Source organism: Enterobacter cloacae complex sp. ECC445 (assembly GCF_021892025.1).
Taxonomy (GTDB): Bacteria; Pseudomonadota; Gammaproteobacteria; order Enterobacterales; family Enterobacteriaceae; genus Enterobacter; species Enterobacter chengduensis.
The window spans coordinates 261,457-277,490 of the sequence record NZ_JAKLRZ010000007.1 but is presented as its reverse complement, the minus strand read 5'-3'; the positions used below and the strand labels follow the sequence as shown (position 1 = coordinate 277,490).

18 protein-coding genes are annotated in these 16,034 nt (G+C 57.8%); 7 read left to right on the top strand and 11 right to left on the bottom strand.

Going from position 1 to position 16,034, the window contains the following annotated elements; genetic code table 11:
• The 4 genes from L6R44_RS09250 to L6R44_RS09235 all read right to left on the bottom strand — a co-directional run.
• Positions 1-716, bottom strand: a 716-nt coding sequence (locus L6R44_RS09250) for a DDE-type integrase/transposase/recombinase (protein WP_442876502.1), incomplete at its 3' end; no start/stop codon positions are given.
• 130 nt (positions 717-846) lie between these two features.
• Positions 847-1,605, bottom strand: a complete 759-nt coding sequence (gene deoR / locus L6R44_RS09245) for a DNA-binding transcriptional repressor DeoR (RefSeq protein WP_032639124.1) — start codon at positions 1,603-1,605, stop codon at positions 847-849.
• 67 nt (positions 1,606-1,672) lie between these two features.
• On the bottom strand, positions 1,673-2,281 hold the full coding sequence (ybjG, locus tag L6R44_RS09240; RefSeq protein WP_032639129.1) for an undecaprenyl-diphosphate phosphatase: 609 nt from the start codon (positions 2,279-2,281) through the stop codon (positions 1,673-1,675).
• A 7-nt stretch (positions 2,282-2,288) separates the two neighbouring features.
• A complete protein-coding gene (locus L6R44_RS09235; protein ID WP_237423956.1) occupies positions 2,289-3,017 on the bottom strand; it encodes a phosphatase PAP2 family protein in 729 nt (242 codons plus the stop codon).
• Positions 3,018-3,185: 168 nt separating this feature from the next.
• Here L6R44_RS09235 and L6R44_RS09230 point away from each other — a divergent pair, with 168 nt between their 5' ends.
• The gene (locus tag L6R44_RS09230; RefSeq protein WP_237423955.1) at positions 3,186-4,418 is read left to right on the top strand and encodes an MFS transporter; all 1,233 of its coding nucleotides are present in this window, start codon (positions 3,186-3,188) and stop codon (positions 4,416-4,418) included.
• Positions 4,419-4,486: 68 nt separating this feature from the next.
• On the opposite strand, the gene L6R44_RS09225 is transcribed toward L6R44_RS09230, so the two are convergent.
• Both L6R44_RS09225 and L6R44_RS09220 read right to left on the bottom strand, forming a co-directional pair.
• Positions 4,487-5,299: a Cof-type HAD-IIB family hydrolase gene (locus L6R44_RS09225; protein ID WP_032639133.1), complete on the bottom strand. Its 813-nt coding sequence runs from the start codon at positions 5,297-5,299 to the stop codon at positions 4,487-4,489.
• Positions 5,289-6,503, bottom strand: a complete 1,215-nt coding sequence (locus L6R44_RS09220; RefSeq protein WP_080500328.1) for an MFS transporter — start codon at positions 6,501-6,503, stop codon at positions 5,289-5,291. The genes L6R44_RS09225 and L6R44_RS09220 overlap by 11 nt, the downstream gene beginning before the upstream one ends.
• 81 nt (positions 6,504-6,584) lie before the next feature.
• On the opposite strand from L6R44_RS09220, the gene L6R44_RS09215 reads away from it, so the two are divergent.
• Complete coding sequence (locus tag L6R44_RS09215; RefSeq protein WP_237423954.1) at positions 6,585-7,136, top strand: TetR/AcrR family transcriptional regulator; 552 nt, start codon at positions 6,585-6,587, stop codon at positions 7,134-7,136.
• 21 nt (positions 7,137-7,157) lie between these two features.
• On the opposite strand, the gene arsC is transcribed toward L6R44_RS09215, so the two are convergent.
• The 4 genes from arsC to L6R44_RS09195 all read right to left on the bottom strand — a co-directional run bounded on the left by arsC (position 7,158) and on the right by L6R44_RS09195 (position 11,191).
• Positions 7,158-7,589, bottom strand: coding sequence for a glutaredoxin-dependent arsenate reductase (gene arsC, locus L6R44_RS09210; RefSeq protein WP_032639143.1), 432 nt, complete (start codon positions 7,587-7,589; stop codon positions 7,158-7,160).
• Between the two features lie 12 nt (positions 7,590-7,601).
• The gene (locus L6R44_RS09205) at positions 7,602-8,891 is read right to left on the bottom strand and encodes an arsenic transporter (protein WP_237423953.1); all 1,290 of its coding nucleotides are present in this window, start codon (positions 8,889-8,891) and stop codon (positions 7,602-7,604) included.
• A 40-nt stretch (positions 8,892-8,931) separates the two neighbouring features.
• Positions 8,932-9,252, bottom strand: a complete 321-nt coding sequence (locus tag L6R44_RS09200) for a metalloregulator ArsR/SmtB family transcription factor (RefSeq protein WP_087450787.1) — start codon at positions 9,250-9,252, stop codon at positions 8,932-8,934.
• Between the two features lie 253 nt (positions 9,253-9,505).
• Positions 9,506-11,191 (bottom strand): aspartate:alanine antiporter, encoded by a 1,686-nt coding sequence (locus tag L6R44_RS09195; protein ID WP_014169303.1) that lies wholly within the window; start codon positions 11,189-11,191, stop codon positions 9,506-9,508.
• A gap of 279 nt (positions 11,192-11,470) precedes the next feature.
• Between L6R44_RS09195 and L6R44_RS09190 the strand changes: the two genes are divergently transcribed.
• Positions 11,471-11,839, top strand: coding sequence for an inner membrane protein YbjM (locus tag L6R44_RS09190; RefSeq protein ID WP_080500327.1), 369 nt, complete (start codon positions 11,471-11,473; stop codon positions 11,837-11,839).
• A 30-nt stretch (positions 11,840-11,869) separates the two neighbouring features.
• On the opposite strand, the gene L6R44_RS09185 is transcribed toward L6R44_RS09190, so the two are convergent.
• Positions 11,870-12,139 (bottom strand): GrxA family glutaredoxin, encoded by a 270-nt coding sequence (locus L6R44_RS09185; protein ID WP_028012502.1) that lies wholly within the window; start codon positions 12,137-12,139, stop codon positions 11,870-11,872.
• 182 nt (positions 12,140-12,321) lie between these two features.
• On the opposite strand from L6R44_RS09185, the gene nfsA reads away from it, so the two are divergent.
• The 4 genes from nfsA to potF all read left to right on the top strand — a co-directional run bounded on the left by nfsA (position 12,322) and on the right by potF (position 16,020).
• On the top strand, positions 12,322-13,044 hold the full coding sequence (gene nfsA, locus L6R44_RS09180; protein ID WP_032639151.1) for a nitroreductase NfsA: 723 nt from the start codon (positions 12,322-12,324) through the stop codon (positions 13,042-13,044).
• Positions 13,045-13,113: 69 nt separating this feature from the next.
• Entirely contained in the window at positions 13,114-14,016 is a 903-nt protein-coding gene (gene rimK, locus L6R44_RS09175; RefSeq protein WP_237423952.1) for a 30S ribosomal protein S6--L-glutamate ligase, read from the top strand.
• Between the two features lie 63 nt (positions 14,017-14,079).
• Entirely contained in the window at positions 14,080-14,556 is a 477-nt protein-coding gene (locus tag L6R44_RS09170; RefSeq protein WP_032639153.1) for a YbjN domain-containing protein, read from the top strand.
• A gap of 351 nt (positions 14,557-14,907) precedes the next feature.
• Positions 14,908-16,020, top strand: coding sequence for a spermidine/putrescine ABC transporter substrate-binding protein PotF (gene potF, locus L6R44_RS09165; protein WP_032639154.1), 1,113 nt, complete (start codon positions 14,908-14,910; stop codon positions 16,018-16,020).
• Positions 16,021-16,034: the final 14 nt, after the last annotated feature.

The window sequence follows — 16,034 nt, the reverse complement described above, 5'->3', positions numbered from 1 at the left end:
GTCTGCGGATGATAAGGCCGGGAGTGGCCCACCCGGATACCGTGGCGCATCAGCCACAGCTCCAGCGCCGTCCAGGTGCCGGTGGTGTCGCCCCACGGTGCGCCGTTGTCCATGGTCATCCGGTCCGGCAGGCCGTAGCGTTCAAACACGCTGACCAGCTGCTGCTGCACGGTCTCAAGCCGTTCATCGGTACAGTGTGTGAGGCACAGGGAAAAACGGGAGTGGTCGTCGAGCAGGGTGAGCGGATGGCAACGGCCGCCGCCAAAGGGGAAGTGCCCCTTAAAATCCATCTGCCAGAGCCGGTTCGGGGCGTCATGTTCGAACCGTCCGGTGGCCGGAATACCCGGAGCCGTGCCGGGCAGCAGGCCGTGACGGGCCATCAGGTTATGGACAGTGCTGAAGGCAGGCATACGGTGGCCCTGGTCTTCCAGCCAGCGCTTAATCTTGCGGGCGCCCCAGCGTTCATGACGGTCATGGGCCATGCGCAGCAGGGCGGTGACGTCGTCAGACGAGCGGTTGGGGGAATGATGCGGCGTACGGGGACGGTCCTGCAGGCCGGGTTCGCCCTCGACAGCCCAGCGCTGAAGCCACTTGTAGCCGGTAGCAGGTGAAATGCCGAAGCGACGGCAGAGGGAACGGATGTTCGCCCCGTCCTGCGAGGCGAACAAAACAAACTCGGTACGTAATGACATGGTATCTCTCGCATCCCACGGCATAAGCGACTCCATAAACGGGTTCTTATGCCTTAGTTGTAAGTGTCTACCATGTCCCCGAACAAGTGTTCACTATGTCCCCGGACTGTACAGTGGGAGAGGGCCGGGGTGCGGGCATCAGACCGCACCCCGTTTAATACATCAACTTCACCTGCTGCGCCTTCGCGTGGGCCACAATCTCGTCGTCCGGGCGGCAATCGCTGACGATGGCGTCAAACTGCCCCAGCTCGCCCATTCTTGCCGAACGCACCTTGCCAAACTTACTGTGATCGACCACCAGCACGTGGTACTGCGCCGCGCTTAACGCCCAGTGCTTTACCGGCAGCTCCTCCAGATTAAAGCAGGTCGCCCCCTGACGCACATTCACGCCCGCGGCGGAATAGAACGCGATGTCCGGGCAGAGATTGCTGAGGGTGTCCTGCAGGTTGAGCGGCTTAAAGATAGCGTTGCTGGCGTGAAACTCGCCCCCGCAGAGGATCACCCGGCACTCGGGTTTCTCCTGAAGCGCCAGAAAGGTGTTCAGGGAGTAGCACACGGCGGTAAAAGGGATGCTGCTGTCGATGGCTTCGATAATCCACGGCGTGGTGGTCCCGCAGTCAAAAAACAGCGTCTGGTGCGGCTGCACCAGCGAGGCCGCAAGCCGCGCGGCTTTGCGTTTCTCTTCCACCAGGCGCGTCTTCTGGTCGCTGATCAGATAATGGCTGGCGCTGCGCGGCTCAAGAACGATGTATCCGCCCAGCAGCACGACGGGCGCGCTTTCGCTGTTCAGATCCCGACGAATGGTCATCTCTGAGACGCCGAGGAGGTTGGCGGCTTCCTTAAGATGCAGCTTATCGCTGCGCTTCAGCGCCTGAAGCAGCTGAGCTATGCGGTCATCGCGACGTGTTTCCATAGTTCCTCGGGATAAAAAAGTGAACCCCCGCAGGGCGGGGGTTCAAGTGTAACCTGTCAGGTCGGGGTTAGTCACGTATCCAGCCTTTGCGGATCGGGATAGCGAAAAGGGTGCGATAGAGTGAAGACAGCGTCCGGTAAAGCGCTTCGCCAAAGAGGCTCCACAGAATAGCCGCGCTTACGCAGCCAATCAGCCCTACCAGGAAACCGCCCACCATATCCAGCGGCCAGTGAACGCCCAGGTAAACGCGGGACCAGGCAATCGCCACGGCCGCCACCATCAGCACCGCACCAGACCACAGGCGATGCCAGAACAGGAAAGCCAGCGCGAAGGTGAAGATAACCGTACCGTGATCGCTCGGGAAAGAGTCATCGGGTGCGTGATGCAGGAAGGTATAACCGACATGGTCGACAAAAGGACGGTCGTGCGGGAACGCATGGCCAAGAATATAGCTGGCCAGTACGCTTACCCCGAGCGCCATCGCGACTTTGATCACCAGCTGGCGCTGTGCCTTCACCTGACTGCGGGGACCCCACAGCCAGAGAATGGCGGCCAGCGCGGGGACGATACCGATCAGGTCTTTTGCCAGAAAGGTGGCAAAGTCAATCATCCACTCTGGCGAGGCTGGCGTGGCGTTAATCAGATAAAACAGCTGATAATTCAGATTCTCTAACATAGCGTTATCACTCTTTAGCAAACCGGGTGGAAATCAGCCCGTAGACGGCCACCTGGGAAAACCAAACCCACCACCCGGCCCACAGGTTGTGAGAGAAAAAATGTGCCCCGCGCATCACCTGACCGAAGCCCATCGCCAGACCCAGCAGCACGCCGAGGGCGACGAAGCTCCAGGCGAGACGCGGACGCTCGCGCCAGAAGGCAAAAAACAGCCCCATCACCATAAACCCGCTGGAGGCATGACCGCCGGGGAAACAGCGCCCCGGACCGCTGTCAGCAGGGACGGCGCTGAACAGGGGATAAGACACCGCCTTACCGCCATATTCCACCAGATCCCACGGGCAGCTGTGATGGCTCACGCTTTTCAGCACGCCCACCACCAGCGCGCCAACGCCCATCAGCAGCGCCGCCGTCACCAGCCTTGCGTTACGCCTGTAAGCGCCGTAAAGCAGCGCCACGGCACCTAAGGCGATGGCGATATACTTCGCCAGGCGGTGGTTAAGCAGATCCAGCAGGTGGTCTTTCTGCAGCGGGAAACTCTGCGTTGCCGCGTCATACCAAAAGCCGGTGATCCATCTGTCGAGCGCTTCATCGCGCGAGAGCCACGTGAAAAGCACGGCAAGGACTAACAGCACGAAAAGCTGATAACCATAAAAGCGGCCCGGCAAGCGGTAAAGTCGTTTTGTCTTATTTGTCTGTAAGTTAGACAATTCTGAACGGCTGGAAGTGAGTGCCATAATTTGGGGTCGTTGACGAGTAATGGGGCTATCATAAATCTGTCAACTTAAGGAAACCTTAAACGAAGACGATATGTGCTTTATTTCTGTTTATCCTCGATAAATCACTATCTCGGGCTGCGGCATTTCATTAAACTCGTCGCGATTTTGTCATTATAAAGAGATTGCATGTTAAACCGTTGTTCTTCTGGTGCGCGTCTGGGTCGTCAGGCGTTGCTTTTCCCTCTGTGTCTGGTGCTCTACGAATTTTCTACCTATATCGGCAACGATATGATCCAGCCCGGTATGCTGACCGTTGTGGAGCAGTACAACGCGGGCATTGAGTGGGTACCGACCTCCATGACCGCCTATCTGGCCGGCGGCATGTTTTTGCAGTGGCTGTTAGGCCCGCTGTCGGATCGTATTGGCCGTCGCCCGGTGATGCTGACGGGCGTGGTGTGGTTTATCGTCACCTGTCTCGCCACGCTGCTGGCGCAAAACATCGAGCAATTTACCCTGCTGCGTTTCCTGCAGGGGGTGAGCCTGTGCTTTATCGGTGCCGTAGGGTACGCCGCCATTCAGGAGTCATTTGAAGAGGCGGTGTGTATCAAAATTACCGCGCTGATGGCCAACGTGGCGCTTATCGCCCCTTTACTCGGGCCGCTGGTGGGCGCGGCGTGGGTGCACGTTGCCCCGTGGGAAGGGATGTTTGTTCTCTTTGCGGTACTCGCCGCTATCGCATTCTTCGGCCTGCACCGGGCGATGCCGGAAACGGCTACCCGCATCGGCGAGAAACTCTCGCTCAAAGAGCTGGGCCGGGATTACAAAGAAGTGCTGAAGAATGGCCGCTTTGTGGCGGGCGCGCTGGCGACCGGGTTCGTGAGCCTGCCGCTGCTGACGTGGATTGCGCAGTCGCCGGTCATTATCATCAGCGGTGAAAAGCTCAGCAGCTATGAGTATGGCCTGCTGCAGGTGCCGATCTTCGGCGCGCTGATTATCGGGAACCTGGTGCTGGCCCGTCTGACGTCGCGCCGCACCGTGCGTTCACTGATTATCATGGGCGGCTGGCCGATTGCAGCCGGGCTGATTCTGGCGGCGGTGGCGACCGTTGCGTCATCACACGCTTATCTGTGGATGACGGCAGGACTCAGCATTTACGCCTTCGGGATTGGCGTGGCGAACGCCGGGCTGGTGCGCCTGACGCTGTTTGCCAGCGAGATGAGTAAAGGCACGGTCTCCGCGGCGATGGGGATGCTGCAGATGCTGATTTTTACCGTCGGTATCGAGGTAAGCAAGCATGCCTACGCGTTGGGCGGCAACGGGCTGTTCAGCCTGTTTAACCTCGCCAACGGCGCGCTGTGGGTTGGCCTGATGGTGGTATTCCTGAAGGACAAGCGCGTCGGCAACGCCCTGCAGCCTTAATCTGTCTTTTTCCTCTCCCCGTTGGGAGAGGGTCAGGGTGAGGGGGGAGGGCACCAGACCGCACGATATCAATTAAACGGCGCCTCGCCGTTCAACACCTTTTCAATCACATCCAGCACGCCTTCCTCGTTATTATGCGGCGCTTCGAAACGCGCCACCGCCTTGATGTGCGGTCTGGCATTCGCCATCGCAAAGCTGAACCCGGACTGACGCAGCATCTCAACGTCGTTGCCGCTGTCGCCGAAGGCCACCACTTCGCTGTCGTTTATGCCCCAGCGCTGTTGCAGGAGCCGCAGGCCGTTGGCTTTATGCACGCCGGGGATGATGAGGTCGATGCTGCCGTGACCGGTGGTGACGGGCACCATAATGTCGCTCAGCTTTTCATGCAGCATTGCCTGAATGCGCGGGATTTCATCGTCAGACACGTTAAGCCCGAACTTGAAGAAAATATCGTTCAGGTTGTCGAAATCACTCACCATTTCGAGACGGTGATAATACTTCGCCGCGATCGCCTTGAAGCCCTCGTCATAATCTTTCAAGGTGTAGGCGCTGCTCTTGCCGCAGGCGATAATCTCGATGCCCGGAACGTCGTTTAAGACCTTCGCGACGGACTCAAAATGGGCTTTCGACAGTTCACCGTTAAAGACGTCCTCACCTTCGCTCACCACCCAGCCGCCGTTTTCGGCGACGAATGAAATTTCATGCGCAATCTCCGGGAAAAAGGAGATCAGCTGGTAGTACTGGTTGCCGCTGGCGACCACGAAGCGAATGCCTTGCGCCTTCATGCGGGCGTACTGCGCCAGGAAGCGCGGGCGATTGTAGGTCTTGGCATCGCTCAGGAATGTACCATCCATGTCGACGGCGATCAGTTTAACGCTCATATCCCTTCTCCAGTGTCGTTTGATTCGTTTCCGGCTTCGCCACCGCGCGCGCCACCAGCGCCGCGACGATCACTAACCCCAATACCACCAGCATGGCGCTGCGCAGCCCGTAGTGTTCACCCAGGAAGCCGAGCAGCGGCGGCCCCACCAGGAAGGCGAGATAGCCGGTAGTCGCCACCACGCTGACGCGCGTCGGGGCATCCGGGCCGGTGTCGCTGGCGGCCGAAATGGTCAGCGGGAAGCCGAGCGACGCGCCCAGCCCCCAGAGGATCACCGAGACGCCGGCAATCCAGTCCACGTCCACAAAGATAATCATCGCGATACCCAGCCCGCCGAGCAGGGCGCTGGCGCGCACCACCGCCACGCGGCTGTAGCGGTCGATAAACCAGCCGCCGGTGAAGCGCCCGACGGTCATGCCCAGCGTAAACCCGGCGTAAATCAGCGAGCCGGAGGTTGGGCTAAAGCCGTGACCGTCCACCATCAGCAGCGGCAGCCAGTCGTTGGCGGAACCTTCCGCAAACGCCATCGCCAGCACCACCACGCCGATCAGCATCAGCTGGAAATCGCGGTAGAAGGGTAGTCCTTTTTCGGTCGAATGCTGTTCGTCAGCGGAGTTCTTGCCGGTGCCGGCCGGAATGGCCCGGATGCCGGTCAGGATCGGTATGATGCACACCAGCGCCGCCAGCAGAATATGCAGATTTGCGCTCACGCCCGTGGCCGTTAGCGCCATCCCCACGCCCGCACCGGCCAGCGTGCCGAGGCTGTAAAAGCCGTGCATCATCGGCAGCACGGTTTTGTTCATCTCGCGCTCGACCGCCGCCCCTTCAACGTTGATGGCCACTTCCGCCGAGCCGAAGCTGCCGCCAAATACCGTCAGCCCCAGGGCAAACAGCACCGGTGACGCACACCACAGCGCGGCGCTCAGCACGATCATCCCAACGACCGCGAAGCACATGGTGGTGCGGATCACCGCCCGCGTGCCAAAGCGCTTTACCAGCCACGCGGAGCAGAGTATGCCGCTCATCGAGCCTATCGACAGGCCAAACAGCACGATGCCCATCTCAGCGGTCGAGACGGACAAAATGTCGCGAATGGCGGGGGTGCGCGTGGCCCAGGAGGCCATCAGCAGGCCGGGGATAAAGAAGAACATAAACAGCGCCCACATGCGGAGCTGCAGGGCTTTGCGGGGAGAGGTCAGCGTCATTGGGGTAGCACCAGAAGTACAACAATAGCGACAACACTAGCAAGTTTGTGTACATTTGTACATAAACCACGTGAGGAATTTATGAGCAGACCACCGAACGATCCGCATCGCCGGGAAAAAATACTCCAGGCAACGCTCGATACCATCGCCGAGCACGGGATTCACGCCGTCACGCACCGTAAAATCGCCACCTGTGCGGGCGTGCCGCTGGGGTCGATGACCTACTATTTCGACGGCATGGAGCCGCTGCTGGAGGAGGCCTTCACGTGGTTTACCCGCCAGATGTCGCAGCAGTACCGGGATTACTTCGCAGGCGTCACCGGGCCGGAAATGGCGTGCGAATCCATCACCACCCTGATCCACAGCTCGCAGGTGACCACGCCGCACAACATGGCGCTGATGTACCAGCTCTACGCCTTTATGCACCGCAGTGCGGCGCTCAAGACGGTGATGCAGGACTGGATGAAGATGAGCCAGACTACGCTTGAGCAGTGGTTTGACCCGGTCACCACCCGCGCGCTGGACGCGTTTATCGAAGGGATGACGCTGCACTATGTGACTGACCGGACGCCGCTAACACGGGAAGAGATCCGGGCGATGGTGGGCAGGATTGCGGGCGAGGGGAACCCTTAGGTATCCCGCGCCCCGTCAGTTTTACCTGTGTTGAATTTTTTTCCCGCTGGCGTCCACGACCGCTTCGCCATCCTCTTTCGTAAAAGCCCCTTTCTGCGCATCCGGCAGGATGTCGAGAACGACTTCAGACGGGCGGCACAGGCGGGTGCCCAGCGGCGTGACCACGATCGGACGGTTAATCAGGATTGGGTACTGAAGCATAAAACCGATAAGCTGCTCGTCGGTGAACGTATCTTCCGCCAGGCCGAGCTGTTCATAGGGCTCCACGTTTTTACGCAGCAGATCCCGCACCGAAATCCCCATATCGGCAATAAGGGTGGTCAGCGTATCGTGCGACGGCGGGGTTTCCAGATAGAGGATTACCTCCGGCTCCGTGCCGCTGTTGCGGATCATCTCCAGCGTGTTGCGCGAGGTGCCGCAGGCGGGGTTGTGATAAATGGTGATGTGGCTCATATCGGTTGCTCATTACAGTGTGAAGGAGAGACGTAGCGCCAGCGCGGCGAGCGTCACAAACAGGACCGGCAGCGTCATGATGATGCCCGTCCGGAAATAGTAGCCCCAGGTAATCGTCATGTTTTTCTGCGCCAGCACGTGAAGCCAGAGCAGGGTGGCGAGGCTGCCGATAGGCGTGATTTTTGGCCCCAGATCGCAGCCAATCACATTGGCATAGATCATCGCTTCTTTGATTAGTCCTGTTGCCGTGCTGCCGTCAATGGAGAGCGCGCCAATCAGCACCGTGGGCATATTGTTCATTATGGATGACAGGAACGCGGTGATGAACCCGGTGCCCAGCGTGGTGGCCCACAATCCGTGCCCGGCCAGGCTATTCAGTACGCCAGTGAGAGAGTCCGTCAGCCCGGCATTGCGCAGGCCATACACCACCAGATACATCCCCAGCGAGAAGACAACGATCTGCCACGGTGCGCCGCGCAGCACTTTCCCGGTATTTATCGCATGGCCGCGTTTTGCGACGGTAAACAAAATCAGCGCGCCGACGGCCGCGATGGCGCTGACCGGAATGCCCAGAGGTTCAAGCACGAAGAAGCCGACGAGAAGAAGGAGCAGGACGAGCCAGCCCGTTCTGAACGTCGGAAGATCGTTTATCGCGCGCGCGGGCTCGCGAAGTTTCGACAGGTCATATTCCGGCGGGATTTCCTTGCGGAAGAACAGATGGAGCATCACCAGCGTCGCGGCAATTGCGGCGATATCTACCGGGATCATCACCGAGGCGTATTCGCTGAATCCCAGCTTAAAGAAATCTGCCGAGACGATGTTGACCAGGTTGGAGACAATCAGCGGCAGGCTGGCGGTATCGGCGATAAAACCTGCCGCCATCACAAACGCCAGCGTCGCCTGCTTGCTGAACCCCAGCGCCAGCAGCATGGCGATAACAATAGGCGTCAGGATCAGCGCCGCGCCGTCATTGGCAAACAGCGCCGCCACGGCTGCGCCCAGCAGCACGATATACGTAAACAGCAATCGCCCGCGACCGTTCCCCCAGCGGGCAACGTGCAGCGCCGCCCACTCGAAAAAGCCGGACTCATCCAGCAGCAGGCTGATGATGATGACGGCGATAAACGTCGCCGTGGCGTTCCAGACGATATTCCACACGACAGGGATATCGTTAACATGGATCACGCCGCTGGCGAGCGCCAGTACGGCGCCAAAAGTCGCGCTCCAGCCGATACTCAGTCCTTTGGGCTGCCAGATGACCAATACCAGCGTAAACAGAAAAATAGCCCCTGCCAGAAACATCTTTTACTCCGTTATATCTGTTTTTGTGAATGTGTTGTGATTAGCACGAACCCGGAAGCCGGTTTTTCAACTTCATACGCGTCTCTTCCCGCAGGCAGTTCCAGCTGGTGTCGATAACGGCTGCCGCCCATGCAGGCATGTTGGGAGAGAGACGGTAGTGAACCCATTTTCCCTCGCGACGGTCGATAACCAGCCCGGACTCGCGCAGCAGGGCCATATGGCGGGAGACCTTTGGCTGCGACTCAGCGGTGGCGGCGCAGAGATCGCAGACGCACAGCTCGCCCGCTTCGCGGAGCAGCATGACGATGGCGAGCCGCGTTTCGTCGGAGAGGGTTTTGAAGAGCTGGAGCGGGTGGAGCATGGGAGTTCCTGCTGGTGTTGTTTTAATATATGTTTAATCATATATGTTTTGGTGGCAGGAGAAAAGACGAGATTTGAGAAAGGGGAATTTCAGGCAACAAAAAACCCATCAACCTTGAACCAAAACGGCGGGGTTGATGGGCTCCACAAATTGGGGACATCAAAGAAAAGCAGTGGCACTAGTTATGACTGCCCCCTGCTAAAAAAGTTCTGCGCGTAACAAAAATATTTTCCGCCACGCGCATTCTTAGGAGTTATCCGAGCCCCGGCCAGATGATGATGATTAGCGTACCCGCCAGCGTCAGCAGCACGTTGGCGATAGCGTACGTGCCCGCATAGCCCAGCGCCGGGATGTTGCTGCGCGCGGTGTCGCTGATGATTTCCATCGCTGGGGCACAGGTACGCGCGCCCATCATCGCCCCGAACAGCAGGGCGCGGTTCATGCGCAGCACGTAGGCGCCGAACAGGAAGCAGATCACCACCGGCACCAGGCTGACGATAAGTCCGGAAACCAGCATCTGCCAGCCGACGGCGCCAAGGCTGTGGCCAATCCCGCTGCCCGCGCTCAAGCCTACGCCCGCCATAAAGACCATCAGACCGAACTCTTTCACCATGTTCAATGCGCCCTGCGGAATGTAGCCAAAGGTCGGGTGGTTCGCTCGCAGGAAGCCGAGCATGATCCCGGCAAACAGCAGCCCGGCGGCGTTACCGATGCCGAAGCTAAAGTTGCTGAACTGGAAGGTGATCATCCCGATCATCAGGCCAACGATAAAGAAGGCGCAGAAGGCCAGCAGGTCGGTGACCTGGCTGTGAATGGAGATAAAGCCGATGCGGTCGGCCACGGTTTTCACGCGTCGCGCGTCGCCGCTGACCTGCAAAACGTCGCCTTTGTTGAGCACGACGTTATCGTCGATCGGCATCTCAATCTGGCTGCGGATCACGCGGTTGAGGAAGCAGCCGTGGTCGGTCAGCTTCAGCTGCGCCAGGCGACGGCCCACGGCGTTATGGTTTTTCACCACGATCTCTTCGGTGACGATGCGCATGTCGAGCAGGTCGCGGTCGAACACCTCTTTGCCGTTACGGAAGCTCGGGTCGAGACGGGCGTGGGCGTCCGGGTAACCCACCAGCGCGATGTCGTCGCCCATCTGCAGCACCGCGTCGCCGTCCGGGTTCGCCAGAATGCCGTTGCGGCGGATACGTTCAATGTAGCACCCCGTCTGGCGGTAAATTCCCAGTTCGCGCAGATTTTTGCCGTCAGCCCAGGCCACCAGCTCTGGCCCAACGCGATAGGCGCGGATCACCGGGAGATAGACTTTACGTTTGGAGTCGGTATCGAGACCGCGCTCGCGGGCGATTTGCTGGGCGCTAGTCTGGAGATCCTGGTGCTGCAGTTTTGGCAGGTAGCGCGCGCCTACAATCAGGCTCACCAGACCAATCAGATAGGTCAGGGCATAGCCCAGGCTCAGGTGGTCGAGCGCGGTAGAGAGCTGCGCGCCGGCCATGCCGGAATGACGCAGGGTATCACCGGCACCCACGAGCACCGGGGTGGAGGTCATGGAGCCTGCCAGCATACCGGCCGTTAACCCGATATCCCAGCCAAACAGTTTACCCAGCCCCAACGCGATCAGCAGCGCGCTGCCGACCATCACCAGCGCCAGCATCAGATAATTTTTGCCGTCGCGGAAGAAAATTGAAAAAAAGTTAGGTCCCGCTTCAACGCCAACGCAAAAAATAAACAGCATAAAACCTAAGTTGAGCGCGTCCGTGTTAATGCTGAAGTGCTGCTGGCCTAATAATAGTGAGACGACTAAAACGCCAATGGAATTACCGAGTTGAACCGACCCCAGGCGCAATTTACCCAGGCAAAGACCCAGCGCCAGTACCACAAATAATAACAGGATGTAATTCCCATTTAACAAGTCTGCGACGTTTATATTCACGGAGGCTAACTTCTTGTTTACTAGTAAGTTGTTGAATGAAAGGACTTTTTGGGCTACTGTTTTCTGGGTCAGGGAAAGGCGTTAACGCTCCCTGTTTCCTGCTTTATTCCCTAAAACATTAGCTGGCGTGTAGTTTAATCGCATTAGCTACTGACAGCCACCTATTATCGCATCACCCTGTGCGTACTTTGGCAAGGATTGCCGCATTGCTTTATCTGACTGGGCGTCTACCCGACGAAAGTGTATTTGATAGAGATAAGTCAGGAGGATAGTTTGAATATGAAACGAAACTGGGCGGGAGTGATCAGCTGCTTTTTGCTGTTCACGGTCGTCTGCATGTCGCTCGCGTTTAATGTGAAAGGGGCATTCAGGGCATCGGGTCACCCGGAGCTGGGGCTACTCTTTTTCACGCTGCCGGGGGCTGCGGCCAGTTTTCTCTCCCGGAAAGGGGAGGTGGTAAAGCCGCTGCTGGGCGCTATGCTGGCCGCGCCGCTGTGTCTGCTGCTGATGCGCCTGCTGTACGTTTCAACCCGAAGTTTCTGGCAGGAACTGGCGTGGTTGTTGAGCGCCGTATTCTGGTGCGCCCTTGGCGCGCTCTGCTACCTGTTTGTGCGCAGCCTGCTTAAACATCGACGGCAGCACAAATAAAAACGCCCTCACGGTGAGGGCGTCTTGTCATTACTGCTCGGCAAACAGGCCAAGATGCTCTTTGGCGTAGGCTTCAAAGTCGGTGCAGCCGCCGATGTGTTTCTGATCGAGGAAGATCTGCGGCACGGTTTCAACCGGCTTGCCGACGGTTTTTTCGAGATCCGCTTTGGTGATGCCTTCCGCGTGGATGTCCACGTAGCGGAAGTTAAAGTCATCGCGTTCTTCGGTCAGTTTCTCAGCCAGCTCTTTCGCGCGCACACAGTAAGGGCACCCTGGACGACCAAAAATTACTGCAAACATTTCTCTCTCCTCAAAAACAAGCCTGACGGCGAATAGGCATATAGTGCCCGATAACCTGCCGCCATTAAAGAAGGTTTCGCCTGTCGCTTTGATACAGTCAGGCTATGTTTCGCCAATTACATCGCGCAAATCATTGCCTATACTGGCTGGCATAAGGTTTAAGCAAGACAAAGAGAGACAAGATGACACCCACGATTGACCTGCTCCAGTCCCACCGCTCCATTCGCCACTTCACCGACGAGCCGATTACCGACGCGCAGCGTACCGCCATCATTAACAGCGCCAGGGCGACCTCGAGTTCCAGCTTCCTGCAGTGCAGCTCCATTATTCGCATTACCGACAAGGCCATGCGTGAAGAGTTAGTGACGCTCACCGGCGGACAAAAGCATGTGGCTCAGGCCGCCGAGTTCTGGGTGTTCTGCGCCGACTTTAACCGCCACCTGCAGATCTGCCCTGAAGCGCAGCTGGGGCTGGCCGAACAGCTGCTGCTGGGCGTGGTGGATACCGCCCTGATGGCGCAAAACGCCTTTACGGCCGCGGAGTCGCTGGGGTTAGGCGGCGTCTACATCGGCGGGCTGCGTAACAACATCGAAAGCGTAACCGAGCTGCTGAAGCTGCCAAAACACGTGCTGCCGCTGTTCGGCCTGTGTCTCGGCTGGCCGGCGGATAACCCGGATCTCAAGCCGCGCATTCCTGCGGCGATGCTGGTGCACGAAAATCACTACCAGCCGGTCGATCGCGACGTCCTGCATCAATACGATGAAGAGCTGGCGAATTACTATCTGACGCGCGACAGCAATAACCGCCGCGACACCTGGAGCGACCATATTCGCCGCACCATCATTAAGGAAAATCGCCCGTTTATTCTCGATTATCTGCATAAACAGGGCTGGGCGACGCGATAGTCCATTTATCCTGTGCCTGCCTGCGTATATGATACGCAGGCTTTTTCCGTGTCTTCAGAGAGGTGCAGGGTGAAAATTGCCATATTGTCCCGGGATGGAACGCTCTATTCATGTAAACGCCTGCGAGAAGCGGCAGCCAAACGCGGGCATCAGGTTGAGATCCTCGACCCGATGTCCTGCTATATGAACATCGACCCGGCCGCTTCGTCGATTCACTACAAAGGCCGCAAGCTGCCGCACTTTGATGCGGTGATCCCGCGCATCGGCTCGCAGATTACCTATTACGGCACCGCCGCGCTGCGCCAGTTTGAGATGCTGGGCAGCTATCCGCTCAACGAATCCGTCGCCATTTCCCGCGCCCGCGACAAGCTGCGCTCGCTGCAGCTGCTCGCCCGTCAGGGGATCGATCTCCCCGTCACGGGGATTGCCCATTCCCCGGACGACACCAGCGATCTCATTGACATGGTGGGCGGCGCGCCTCTGGTGATCAAGCTGGTGGAAGGCACGCAGGGCATCGGCGTGGTGCTGGCGGAGACGCGTCAGGCGGCAGAAAGCGTGGTTGACGCCTTTCGGGGACTGAATGCGCACATTCTGGTGCAGGAGTATATTGAAGAGGCGAAAGGGCGCGATATTCGCTGCTTCGTGGTCGGTAACGAAGTGGTGGCGGCCATCGAGCGGCAGGCGAAAGAGGGCGACTTCCGCTCTAACCTTCACCGCGGCGGCGTTGCCAGAATCGCCGATATCAGCGATCGCGAGCGGGAAATTGCCGTGAAAGCGGCGCAAACCCTGGGGCTGGACGTGGCGGGCGTAGACCTTCTGCGGGCGACGCGCGGGCCGCTGGTCATGGAGGTCAATGCTTCTCCGGGGCTGGAAGGCGTGGAAAAAACCTCCGGCGTCGATATTGCGGGTAAAATGATCGCATGGATTGAGCGTCATGCGACGCCGGGCTACTGTCTGAAAACGGGCGGTTAAATGGCATTGAAAGCACTTTTTGCGTAATCTAAACGAAGTTTTTATTTAAGAGGCTGCACAGCGATGGATTTACAGGTCGTACCTACACTGGATACGTTACGTCAATGGCTCGATGATGCCGGAATTACGTTCTTCGAATGCGATTCCTGCCAGGCGCTGCATCTGCCTCATATGCAAAACTTCGACGGCATTTTTGATGCCAAAATCGATCTGATTAACGACGTGATCCTTTTCTCCGCGCTGGCCGAAGTGAAGCCGTCCGCGCTGCTGGCGCTGGCCTCCGACCTGTCGGCCATCAACGCCAGTTCTTTGACGGTGAAGGCATTTCTCGACATACAGGATGATAATCTGCCAAAACTGGTCGTTTGCCAGTCTTTATTCTCCGGTGCCGGGCTGTCTTTCAAGCAGTTCGCCTGGTTTATGCGCTTGAGCGAAGAGCAAATTTCCATGGTAATGATGGAAGCCAATGCACACCATCTGCTGTATAGCGCAGAAGAGGATGCAGAGAATAATGATGCATCTCCCAATTTTCTCCACTAAGGCTGTCTGACTTTTGCGCAGTCGCTGCCATGGCGACTGCAGAAGGCCATCTTTTCTGCTGCTTTTAACCTTTCTTTAAAGAATTTTTCACCTCCCTGAAGGCCGTTTCGGCTTATCACGTAGACGTAACCTGCATAAAAAATTGATAAAAGGCGTTTTTTCGTCTGGGCTATAGCCGGAGACACGGGCTACAGTTATTCTTGCGATGCTTCAAAAAGCGAGCGGATCCTGCCGGGTAAAGAGGTTTCTTTTTATTTTGAGCAGAGCGACAAACTATGCATGATTTTTGCATACATCCAGATTGCACAGTTTTAGTTCGTTTGTTAACGAGCTTTCAGAAGGAATAACACTATGATCGCCTTGAATAAAAAATGGTTATCGGGTCTGGTTGCGGGTGCTCTGATGGCCGTCTCTGCCGGCACGCTCGCTGCGGAACAAAAAACGCTGCACGTTTATAACTGGTCTGACTATATTGCGCCGGACACGGTGGCTAATTTTGAGAAAGAGACCGGCATTAAAGTGGTCTACGACGTGTTCGATTCCAACGAAGTGCTGGAAGGAAAGCTTATGGCGGGCAGCACCGGGTTTGACCTGGTCGTGCCTTCCGCAAGCTTCCTCGAGCGCCAGCTGACGGCGGGCGTCTTCCAGCCGCTGGACAAGAGCAAGTTACCGAACTGGAAAAACCTCGACCCGGACGTGCTGAAGCTGGTGGCTAAACACGACCCGGACAACAAATACGCGATGCCTTACCTGTGGGCGACCACCGGTATCGGCTTTAACGTGGATAAAGTGAAAGCGGCGCTGGGTCCGGACGTCAAGCTGGACAGCTGGGACGTGGTGCTGAAGCCGGAAAACCTTGCGAAGCTGAAAAGCTGCGGCGTCTCCTTCCTTGACGCGCCGGAAGAGATTTTCGCCACCGTGCTGAACTACCTCGGCAAAGATCCGAACAGTAGCAAGGCGGATGACTACACCGGTCCGGCGACCGATCTGCTGCTGAAGCTGCGTCCAAACATTCGTTACTTCCACTCGTCTCAGTACATCAACGACCTGGCGAACGGCGACATCTGCGTCGCGATCGGCTGGGCAGGGGACGTATGGCAGGCGGCGAACCGCGCGAAAGAGGCGAAAAACGGCGTAAACGTTTCTTACTTCATCCCGAAAGAGGGGGCGCTGGCCTTCTTTGACGTCTTCGCGATGCCGGCTGACGCTAAAAACAAAGACGAAGCCTACCAGTTCCTCAACTACCTGATGCGTCCGGAAGTGATCGCCCACATCAGCGACCACGTTTACTACGCCAACGGTAACAAGGCCTCCGTGCCGCTGGTGAGCGAGGAAATCCGTAATAACCCGGCTATCTATCCGCCAGCGGACGTGTTCGCCAAGCTCTTCACCCTGAAGGTTCAGGATCCGAAAATTGACCGCGTGCGGACCCGCGCGTGGACCAAGGTGAAAAGCGGTAAGTAACCCTTTGTCACAGG